General features: G+C 59.9%; 7 protein-coding genes and 1 pseudogene. 4 read left to right on the top strand and 4 right to left on the bottom strand.

Annotation, left to right across the window (positions count from 1 at the left end):
• The 3 genes from ACYVDE_RS08735 to ACYVDE_RS08725 all read right to left on the bottom strand — a co-directional run.
• A partial coding sequence (locus tag ACYVDE_RS08735; protein ID WP_460501106.1) for a hypothetical protein occupies positions 1–244 on the bottom strand: 244 nt, incomplete at its 3' end.
• A gap of 179 nt (positions 245–423) precedes the next feature.
• Positions 424–1,104 carry a response regulator transcription factor gene (locus ACYVDE_RS08730; RefSeq protein ID WP_460501105.1) on the bottom strand — a complete coding sequence of 227 codons (681 nt, stop codon included), beginning with the start codon at positions 1,102–1,104 and terminating at the stop codon, positions 424–426.
• 153 nt (positions 1,105–1,257) lie between these two features.
• The gene (locus tag ACYVDE_RS08725; RefSeq protein ID WP_460501104.1) at positions 1,258–1,812 is read right to left on the bottom strand and encodes a DUF2306 domain-containing protein; all 555 of its coding nucleotides are present in this window, start codon (positions 1,810–1,812) and stop codon (positions 1,258–1,260) included.
• Positions 1,813–1,983: 171 nt separating this feature from the next.
• On the opposite strand from ACYVDE_RS08725, the gene ACYVDE_RS08720 reads away from it, so the two are divergent.
• The 4 genes from ACYVDE_RS08720 (at position 1,984) to ACYVDE_RS08705 (ending at position 8,571) form a co-directional block, all read left to right on the top strand.
• Positions 1,984–4,815, top strand: coding sequence for a S9 family peptidase (locus ACYVDE_RS08720; RefSeq protein WP_460501103.1), 2,832 nt, complete (start codon positions 1,984–1,986; stop codon positions 4,813–4,815).
• Between the two features lie 339 nt (positions 4,816–5,154).
• The gene (gene bamE / locus ACYVDE_RS08715; RefSeq protein WP_460501102.1) at positions 5,155–5,619 is read left to right on the top strand and encodes an outer membrane protein assembly factor BamE domain-containing protein; all 465 of its coding nucleotides are present in this window, start codon (positions 5,155–5,157) and stop codon (positions 5,617–5,619) included.
• 237 nt (positions 5,620–5,856) lie between these two features.
• Entirely contained in the window at positions 5,857–6,603 is a 747-nt protein-coding gene (locus ACYVDE_RS08710) for a hypothetical protein (protein WP_460501101.1), read from the top strand.
• A gap of 51 nt (positions 6,604–6,654) precedes the next feature.
• Entirely contained in the window at positions 6,655–8,571 is a 1,917-nt protein-coding gene (locus ACYVDE_RS08705) for an ABC-F family ATP-binding cassette domain-containing protein (protein ID WP_460501100.1), read from the top strand.
• A gap of 132 nt (positions 8,572–8,703) precedes the next feature.
• Here ACYVDE_RS08705 and ACYVDE_RS08700 read toward each other — a convergent pair.
• Positions 8,704–9,166 (bottom strand): annotated as a pseudogene (locus ACYVDE_RS08700) (hypothetical protein); the annotation flags it as partial.

The raw sequence follows: 9,166 nt of genomic DNA, 5'->3' as shown, positions 1-9,166 counted from the left end.
TGCGGCTGGGGTGCGGCCCGGCGGGCACGGCCGTCACTTGCACGTTGGCCTGGGCCGAGTCGCGCGCAAAGTCGCGCCCGCTCTGTAATTGCCCGGCCACCACCGCGTTCAGGTGCTCCAGTTTGCCGATGGTGGCCTGGGTGGCGCTGCGCGAAAACGCCGCGTACACGATGGCAAAGCCCAGCCCCAGCACAAAGAGCGTGACAATGGCGTAGGCCAGCGTGTAGCGGTAGTTGAGCTTCACGGGATGGGTTGTTGAATGGAAGCGAAAACCAAAGAACGTCATGCCGAGCGCAGCCGAGGCAACCTCACCCCCTAACCCCCGGTTCGCTTGAGGCGCGAAGCCTCAGGGAGAGGGAGCACCGGTCTTGCGCCGACGTCAGGCTCCCCTCCCCCGGAGGGGAGGGGCCGGGGGTGGGGTCCCTACTCCGGCGCGCTGAACTTATACCCGAACCCGTACACCGTGCTGATGTAGTCGCGCCCGCCGGCGTCGGTGATTTTCTTGCGCAGGTTCTTCACGTGCTGGTACACAAAATCCACGCTGTCGAGGTTGTCGGTGTAGTCGCCCCAGAGGTGGGCCGCGATGGCCTGCCGGCTCAGCATCCGGCCCTGGTTGTTGAGGAAGTAGAGCAGCAGGTTGGTTTCCTTGCGCGTGAGGTTCAGCACCTTGCCATTGGCGCGGCACTCCATCGACTCCAGGTCGGCGGTGAGGTCGTGGAAGGTGAGGACGTTGGTTTTGTGGGGGCTGCGGCGGCGCATGATGGCCTTGATGCGGGCGTGCAGCTCGGGCAGCGGGAAGGGCTTGGTAAGGTAGTCGTCGGCGCCCTCGCTGAGGCCGGTGAGCTTGAAATCGAGCGCGTTGTGGGCCGAGATGATGATGACGCTGCTTTCCACGCCTTCCTTGCGCAGCAGCTTGAGCAGGTTGATGCCGTTGCCGTCGGGCAGCATGATGTCGAGCACCACGCAGTCGTAGGCAAAGAGCGCCAGCTTCTCGCGGGCCTCGTCGAACGTGGCCGCCACCTCGCAGATGTAATGCTCCTGCAGGAGGTAGCTGGCAATGCTTTTGGCGAGCTCGGCGTGGTCTTCGACCAGCAGTATCTTCATCGCAGTTCGGGGGCCGGCCGGCGGTGCGCAACACCAGTACCGCGCAGCCGCGGCCGTAGCGGTAAAGGTATTGAAAGTTGGTGGGCGGGGCACGGCTGCCGTCCGGCGGGGCCGGCGAAAATGGTCCTTACAGCCGGCCTCGGCCAACTCCGCCTAGCCTTTCGCCCCCGGCACGGGACTGAGCCCGAGGCGGCGCAGCTGCGAGTTGGTGACGCGGCGAATGAGGAACCGGAACAGCAGCGCAATGGTAAACCCCTCAATGGTGAGCACCCAGAACGTGTCGAAGGGCAGGCCGACCAGCAGGTGGCCCAGCGCGGGCGTGCGCACCGAAAATTCGGCCACGAAAGCGGCCCACAGGCCCAGCGCCGCCGCCACCATGCCGCTGGTGTGGTAGCGCATCTTGGTGGCGTAATCCATGCGCTCCTTCTGGTAAAAGGGCTTCATACCGCGGTAGAGCGCCCATAGGGAGAACGGAATGATGAGGTGAAACGGCCCCCAGCGAAAGCCCAGCTGGTGAATGAACAGCGCCGACAGGTTGACCAGCACCAGCAGCGGCACGAACACGTAGCCGGCCGTTTTGTGCGCCCGCGAGCCGGGCCGCAGCAGCAGCACGCCCAGCCCCAGCAGCAGGCCCAGCGAAGCGGTGATAAAATGCACCGCGCCCACGGCGGTGCCAGAAGTAAGCCAGTGTTGGTGGAGGTAGTCCATGATGCGCAGTGGGAAAGGCGATTGGAATTGATGTGGCGAAGCTAGCGCCCGCCGCCCGGGCCGCCCGCATCGTTTTTACCGAACCGTCGAAAACCCCGGCTGAAGCGTCGGCCGCGCCGGCTTCCGGCCTTGCCCGAAGTATATTTGGGAATCATCCCATCCCAGCTATTTATGCGCCAGTCCTTCATTTTATTGATTTGCTGCGCCGCGCCCTGGCCCGTCCTGGCTCAGCAAGCGCCCGCCAAAAAGCCGCTCGACCACACCGTTTATGACAAGTGGGAAAGCGTCGTCAACCCCAAAATCAGCCCCAACGGCAAATACGTGCTCTACCAGGTGAAGCCCCAGCAGGGCGACGCCACGCTCTACCTGAAAACTGCCGACAACCGCCCGCTGGCCCAGATTGCGCGCGGCGACTCGGCCGCGTTCTCGGCCGATTCCCGGTTCGCGGTGTTCCCCATCAAGCCGCCCTACGCGCTGGTGCGACAGGCCCGCATCAAGAAGAAAAAGCCCGACGACATGCCCAAGGATTCGCTGGGCGTGTTCGCCCTCGAAACCGGCAAGCTCACGAAATACGCCAACGTGAAGTCGTGGCAGCTGGCCGAAAAGGCGGCCGTGCTGGCCTTCCTGGGCAACAAGCCGGTGCTGAAAGACACCAAGCCCAAAGCCCCGGCCGACACGCTCAAGAAGCTCACCGACGGCCTGCTGGAGGCCAACAAGGCCGGCGCGCCCCTCACCGTGCTCAACCTGACGACGGGCAAGAGCCGCGAGTTCGCGTCCGTCACCGACTACCAAATCAGCAAGCCGGGCAACCGGGTGGCCTTCGCCGTGCTGGCTCCGAAAGGCAGCAAGGACGTGCAGTCGGGCCTGTTCGCGTTTGATGTGGCGGGCGGCAGTCTCAAGAAGCTGAGCAGCGGCAAGGGCACATACAAGAACCTGGCGTTTGACGACGCGGGCCGGCAATTTGCCTTTACCGCCGAGAAAAACCCTGAAAAGGCGTTGGTGAAACCCTTCAGTCTGTACTACGCCAACTTCACCGCCGACTCGGCCGCCATCATCCTGCGGCCGGGCGCCGCGGCGCTGAAGCCGAAATGGTCGCCGAGCGGGTTTGGCAAAATCCAGTTCAGCGAGAACGGCGAGAAGCTGTTTTTTGGCACCGCGCCCGACCCCATTCCGCAGGATACTTCGCTGGTGGACTTTGAGCACGCCAAGCTTGACATCTGGAATTACAAGGACGACTACCTGCAGCCCATGCAGCTGAAAACGTTGAAGAAGGACCTGCAGCGCAACTACTTGGCCGTCATTTATCCCAAACAGGGCAACAAGTTTGTGCAGTTGGAGGACGAGTACCTGCGCGACTCCTACCTGCCCGACAACACCAACGCCGAGTACATCCTGGCCACCACCGACACGGCCAAGCGCATCGCGATGCAGTGGGACGGCTACACCCGCAAGCAGGCCTACCTGGTGTCGACGCGCACCGGCCAGCGTGTGGCCATCAACCCCAAAGCCTCGAAAAGCCGCTTCCAGATTTCGCCCCATGGTGACTACGCGCTGTGGTACGACGACGCGGCCAAGGCCTGGTTTGCCTACTCCGTCGCCACCCGCCAGACGGTGAACCTCACCGGCAAAACCGGCGTGAATTTCGCCGACGAGGAGAACGACTCGCCCACCGACCCCGAGCCCTACGGCTTGGCCGCCTGGGCCAAAAACGACGCCGCCGTGCTGCTCTACGACCGGTACGACATCTGGAAAATCGACCCCAAAACCGGCGCGGCCAGCAACTTCACCGCCGGCCTGGGCCGCCAGCAGAAGCTGCGCTTCCGCTACCGCCTGCCGGTGGAGAAGCAGAAGTTCATCGAGCCGAAGGACGAGCTGCTGCTGCTCACCCAGAACGACGTAACCAAGGAATGGGGCTACTACCGCAAGCCCTTGGCTGGCACCAAAGCCCCCGAGAAGCTGGCAATGGCCCCGATGGCCTACTCGAACGTGATGCAGGCCGAAAACGCCCGCCGCTACCTCTACACCAAATCGAGCGTGCGCCAGCCGGCCGACCTCTACGTAAGCTCCAACCTGAAAGCCGAAACCAAGCTCAGCGCCATCAACGCCCAGCAGCAGGACTACAACTGGATGACGGCCGAACTCGTGCACTGGACCACCCCGCAGGGCCACGCCGCCACCGGCGTGCTCTACAAGCCCGAAAACTTCGACCCGACGAAGAAGTACCCCATGATTTCGTACTTCTACGAGAAGCTCTCCGACGGCATTTACCGCTACCAGGCCCCCGCGCCGTCGCCCTCGAAGCTGGACATTCCCATGTTCGTGAGCAACGGCTACCTCGTCTTCACGCCCGACATCAGCTACACCGTGGGCGAGCCCGGCGCGTCGGCCGTGGAGTACATCAATTCCGGCGTGGAGGAACTGAAGCAAAACCCTTGGGTGGATGGCGCGCACCTCGGCATTCAGGGCCAGAGCTGGGGCGGCTATCAGGTGGCCTACCTCATCACCCAAACCCCGATGTACGCCGCCGCCTGGGCCGGCGCGCCCGTCGTGAACATGACTTCGGCCTACGGCGGCATTCGCTGGGAATCGGGCATGAGCCGGCAGTTCCAGTACGAGCGCACCCAGAGCCGCATCGGCGGCACGCTCTGGGAAAAGCCCGAGGCCTACATCCGCAACTCGCCGCTGTTTGCGCTGCCCAAGGTACAAACGCCGGTGGTCATCATGTCGAACGACGCCGACGGGGCCGTGCCGTGGTACCAGGGCATCGAGATGTTCACCGACCTGCGCCGCCTGGGCAAACCCGTGTGGCTGCTGCAATACAACGGCGAAGCCCACAACCTCGTGAAGCGCGAAAACCGCAAGGACATTTCCATGCGCGAACTGCAATTCTTCGACCATTACCTGAAAGGCGCTCCCGCCCCCGTGTGGCTCTCCACCGGCGTGCCCGCCGTGGAAAAAGGCCGCAACTGGGGCCTAGAAACGTCGAAAGGCAACGGGATGTAGAGACGCATAATTGCGTCTCGGCGTCCGCGCCGCTCGGACTTCGTTCTAGCGCCGCCGTTCAACGATGAGACGCAATTATGCGTCTCTACTTCACGCTTTCAACAGAAAAAGACCCGTTTCCAAATTGGAAACGGGCCTTTTGCAATTTAAAACAGCCGCCCCCACCGCGACGGGGCGTGTCGGCAGCCGCGGAAGGGGCAGCAGTAACAGGGTGGCAGTGGTGCTTCAAGTATAATTTGCACCCAAAAGCTACGTTTAAGAAGCAATATTTTGAACTTGCCTTGAAAGCATAATAAAGCATCATTGACGTTCGGAGCATCCTTCTTTTACTTTCTACACATGCTTATGTATTGGCTATCCGGGTTTGCTTTCTCGCTACTTCTTTTCACAGTTCTATTATTCTCGGGCCTGTCGATTCAGTTGGGGCTGCCTCACACTCATATTCGGCGTCAAAGGCTATGGTTGAATCTTTTATCAAGTTGGACAATCGCCTGCTTGTGCGTGACGCTAGTATTGTGGCTACTTTACAGGTTTAATAATCCGACCCAGTACGCTAGCAATTATTCAGAAAGCAACTTTCAAGAAGTGACCGTGGGCATGAGCGAGCAGCAAGTAGTGGAGTTACTGGGTAGTCCATTGGCGAAGTGGGAGCCCTATCAATACAGCAATTATATCAACAGACAACATTATATCGGCTATACTTACAGCAGGTCAGAATCTGGTGAAGGAGATTATGAAGTGAGACAAATAAATTTTGACCGAGGCAAGGTAGCAGAAGTGCGGCACTACCGATATTATGATTAAGGCTCCCTTGGTAGTGTTGTAGTCCATTGTAGCGCCAACCCCGCCCGCCCCGGCCGTACCTGCTGCGGCTGGTGATGCTGCCCAATGCCCGCCGTTTGCCCATCCACCGCCCCGCCCCCACCGCGACGGGGCGTGTCGGCCGCCGCGAAAGGGGCTGGAGATACAATGGGATAGTGATGTTATAGCCTATTTTGCAGCACCTTCCGAAAATGACAAATTTCTTTCCTTACAAAACCTATGAGAAACGTATTCCTAATACTCTCGATTATTTTCTTCACTGGGTCTACAACATCTGCACAGTGTATTGATGAAGACAAAATCAAATACGGAGGAGATTTTGGCTCTTATGATTATACCTTTTTCTGCCCTACTTACAGCTTTTCGTACAAAGGTGAAACCTCAAAAAAATGGAGCATTCTCAACCCAATTGATATCAGACAAGTCGAACCAACCATTCTTCCGGTCAAAAAAACGGTCGAACAGAAGATAAAAGAATATGCAGGGGAAGCTTTCTTCTCTAGACTTACTTTTTACACAGTTGATATAGTTTATCCTGACAGCATCGATAAGTTCAAAGGAAGAATGCCCGAAGCGAAGAAGGCCGGATGCAAGGGGAAATATTACTTCTACTATTATTTCCGTGCTGATGCTAAAGCAGCCTATTGTGTCGGGTTTGCAGTAGATGAAAAAATGAATATCATTTCTCCCTTCAATTTTCCTTCAAAGCAAGACTATAAGCCAATTGATACCACGCTTACTGTTTGTAAAGTCATCAAGAAAGCCAAACGGTTTGGAAAGAAACTTTCTCCTATCGACAAGATTGAGTTTGAATACGACTCGAAAGCCAAGCGCTTTTACTGGTTAGTCACCCAAGAAATAGTAGTACCTAAAGCTGGGCTGAATACCCGCAACCAATTGGTTGTCGATGCCGCTGAGCCAACAAAAGTTGCGATTCGTAAAGAGCAGGTCCATGTCTCATTCTAAACAGCGGCGCAGCGCCCCACCCCGCCCGCCCCGGCCGTACCTTTGCGGCCTATGAACCTGTTATCCGCCGAGAACATCTCGAAGAATTACGCCGACCGCTGGCTGTTTAAAGACCTCAACTTCGGCCTCAACCAAGGCCAGCGCGTGGCCTTTGTGGGCATCAACGGCACCGGCAAAACCACCCTCATGAAGGTGCTGGCCGGCCTCGAAGCCCCCGACACCGGCTCGGTGAGCGTGCGTAAGGGCATCCGCGTCACCTACCTGGGCCAGAACCCCGTGTTCGACGAAAGCCTGAGCGTGGAGGCCACCATCTTCGCCAGCCAGAACGACACGCTCCGCGCCATCCAGGAGTACGAGCACGTCGTGAACGACCCCAACCACAAGCCCGACGACCTGCAGCGCGTGCTCGAACGCATGGACGCCCTCAACGCCTGGGACTACGAAGCCCAGGTGCAGCAGATTCTGGGCAAGCTCGGCATCCTCGGCGAGCTGCTCACCCGCAACGTGAGCCAGCTCTCGGGCGGGCAGCGCAAGCGCGTGGCCCTGGCCCGCGTCCTCATCGAAGAGCCCGACGTGCTGCTCCTCGACGAGCCCACCAACCACCTCGACCTGGCCACCATCGAGTGGCTCGAAAACCGCCTGAATTCGCCCAACCTCACCCTGCTGATGGTGACCCACGACCGGTACTTCCTCGACAAAGTGGCCAACGAAATCGTGGAGCTCGACAAGGGCCAGGTGTACCGCTACCAGGGCAACTACGCCTATTTCGTAGAGAAAAAGGCCGACCGCGAAATGCGCGAAACCGTGGAAGTGGAAAAGGCCCGCCAGCTTTTCAAAAAGGAGCTGGAATGGATGCGCCGCATGCCCCAGGCCCGCGGCACCAAGCAAAAAGCCCGCATCGACGCCTTCTACGTCACCAAGGAAAAGGCCAGCACCAACCTCAACAAGCAGCAGATTGAGCTGAGCGTGAAAACCACCCGCCAGGGCGGCAAAATCATCGAAGCCGACGGCCTGAACAAGAAATTCGGCGACAACGTGGTGCTCGACGATTTCAGCTACGTCTTCAAGAAGAAGGACCGCATCGGCCTCGTCGGCCCCAACGGCGCGGGCAAATCCACGCTGCTCAACATGCTCACCGGCAAGCTCAAGCCCGACAGCGGCACCATCGATGTGGGCACCAACACCGTGTTCGGCTACTACACCCAGACCGAGCTGGAATTCGACCCCTCGCAGCGCGTCATCGACATCGTGAAGGAAGTGGCCGAAGTAGTGGAGCTGGCCAACGGCGACGTACTCACCGCCAGCCAGTTCCTTAACCTGTTCCTGTTCCCGCCCGCCCAGCAGTACACGCTGGTGAGCAAGCTGAGCGGCGGCGAGAAGCGCCGCCTGCAATTACTGCGCGTCCTCATCAAGAACCCCAACTTCCTCATTCTCGACGAGCCCACCAACGACCTGGACCTGGCCACGCTCAACATCCTGGAAGATTTCCTGCTGCACTTCACCGGCTGCCTGCTCATCGTGAGCCACGACCGGTACTTCCTCGACCACCTCGCCGAGCATCTGTTTGTATTAGAGCCCGGCGGGGCCGTTCTCAACTTCCCCGGCAACTACACCGACTACCGCGAATACCTCGAAGAGCGCGAAGCCGAAGCGGCCCTAATTGAAGAGGAAAAAGCCGCCAAAGCCGCCCGCGCCGCCGCTAAACTGGCCGCCCCCGCGCCCGTGAGTACCGCCGTAGCCCCCTCACCCCAAAAGCGCCGCGCCACCTTCGCCGAGAAAAAGGAGTACGAGCAGCTCGAAAAAGCTATGGCGACGCTCGAAACCGAGAAGCAGGACATCACCGCCAAGCTGAACGGCGGCAGCGGCTCGCCGCAGGATTTCGCCGCCTGGGGCGCCCGGCTGTCGGCCCTGAATGGGGAGCTGGAGGAAAAGGAGCTGCGCTGGCTGGAGCTGGCAGAGTTGGGATAAGTCGCGAATAAACGGTCATGCCGAGCGCAGCCGAGGCATCTCGCGTGTGGTAGTAAATCCAATTGTCAGGATTACTGCTACACGCGAGATGCCTCGGCTGCGCTTGGCATGACCGTTCTATTTTGGCTTATCCTACTGCCGCCGGCGCACCTGCGCGAATTCCAGCGGCACCACGCGGCTACCCACTGGGGCCTTCACCGTCAGCGCATCGGCCGCGTCGTAGCGGGGGAAGTAGAGGTAGCCGCGCACCTGCTGGCCGGGCTCAAGGGTGACTTTGCGCAGGGCGTATTCTTGCAGTTGGGCGGCGCGCTGCTGGAGCACGTCGGCGGCCACAGCGTGCTCGATTTTGCTGGCGGCCGAAATGGTGTTGTAAGTGAAGGCCGCGTCGCGGATGGTCGCGCGGTTCTGATACTGCGCGGCGGTTTCGCGCTTGCCGATGCTGGCCACGTCAGTGGCCAGGCTAGCCGCGCTCAGGGCAATGCCGAACCAGTCGATGCGGGCGGCCTTGGCGGCTTCGCTTTCGGCGCGGTCGTTCAGGGCCATGATTTCGGGTTCGGGGTCGAAAGCTTTCACCGGGGCGGGCGGCAGCGGGGGC

Source organism: Hymenobacter agri, assembly GCF_054778495.1.
Note: the sequence above shows the minus strand (reverse complement) of the source record. Positions and strands in the feature narration are given on the sequence as shown.

What these genes read in the sequence shown, in the direction of transcription:
- ACYVDE_RS08730 (WP_460501105.1), bottom strand. Translation starts at nt 1,104, where the DNA reads ATGAAGATACTGCTGGTCGAAGACCACGCCGAGCTCGCCAAAAGCATT.
- ACYVDE_RS08725 (WP_460501104.1), bottom strand. Translation starts at nt 1,812, where the DNA reads ATGGACTACCTCCACCAACACTGGCTTACTTCTGGCACCGCCGTGGGC.
- ACYVDE_RS08720 (WP_460501103.1), top strand. Translation starts at nt 1,984, where the DNA reads ATGCGCCAGTCCTTCATTTTATTGATTTGCTGCGCCGCGCCCTGGCCC.
- bamE (WP_460501102.1), top strand. Translation starts at nt 5,155, where the DNA reads ATGCTTATGTATTGGCTATCCGGGTTTGCTTTCTCGCTACTTCTTTTC.
- ACYVDE_RS08710 (WP_460501101.1), top strand. Translation starts at nt 5,857, where the DNA reads ATGAGAAACGTATTCCTAATACTCTCGATTATTTTCTTCACTGGGTCT.
- ACYVDE_RS08705 (WP_460501100.1), top strand. Translation starts at nt 6,655, where the DNA reads ATGAACCTGTTATCCGCCGAGAACATCTCGAAGAATTACGCCGACCGC.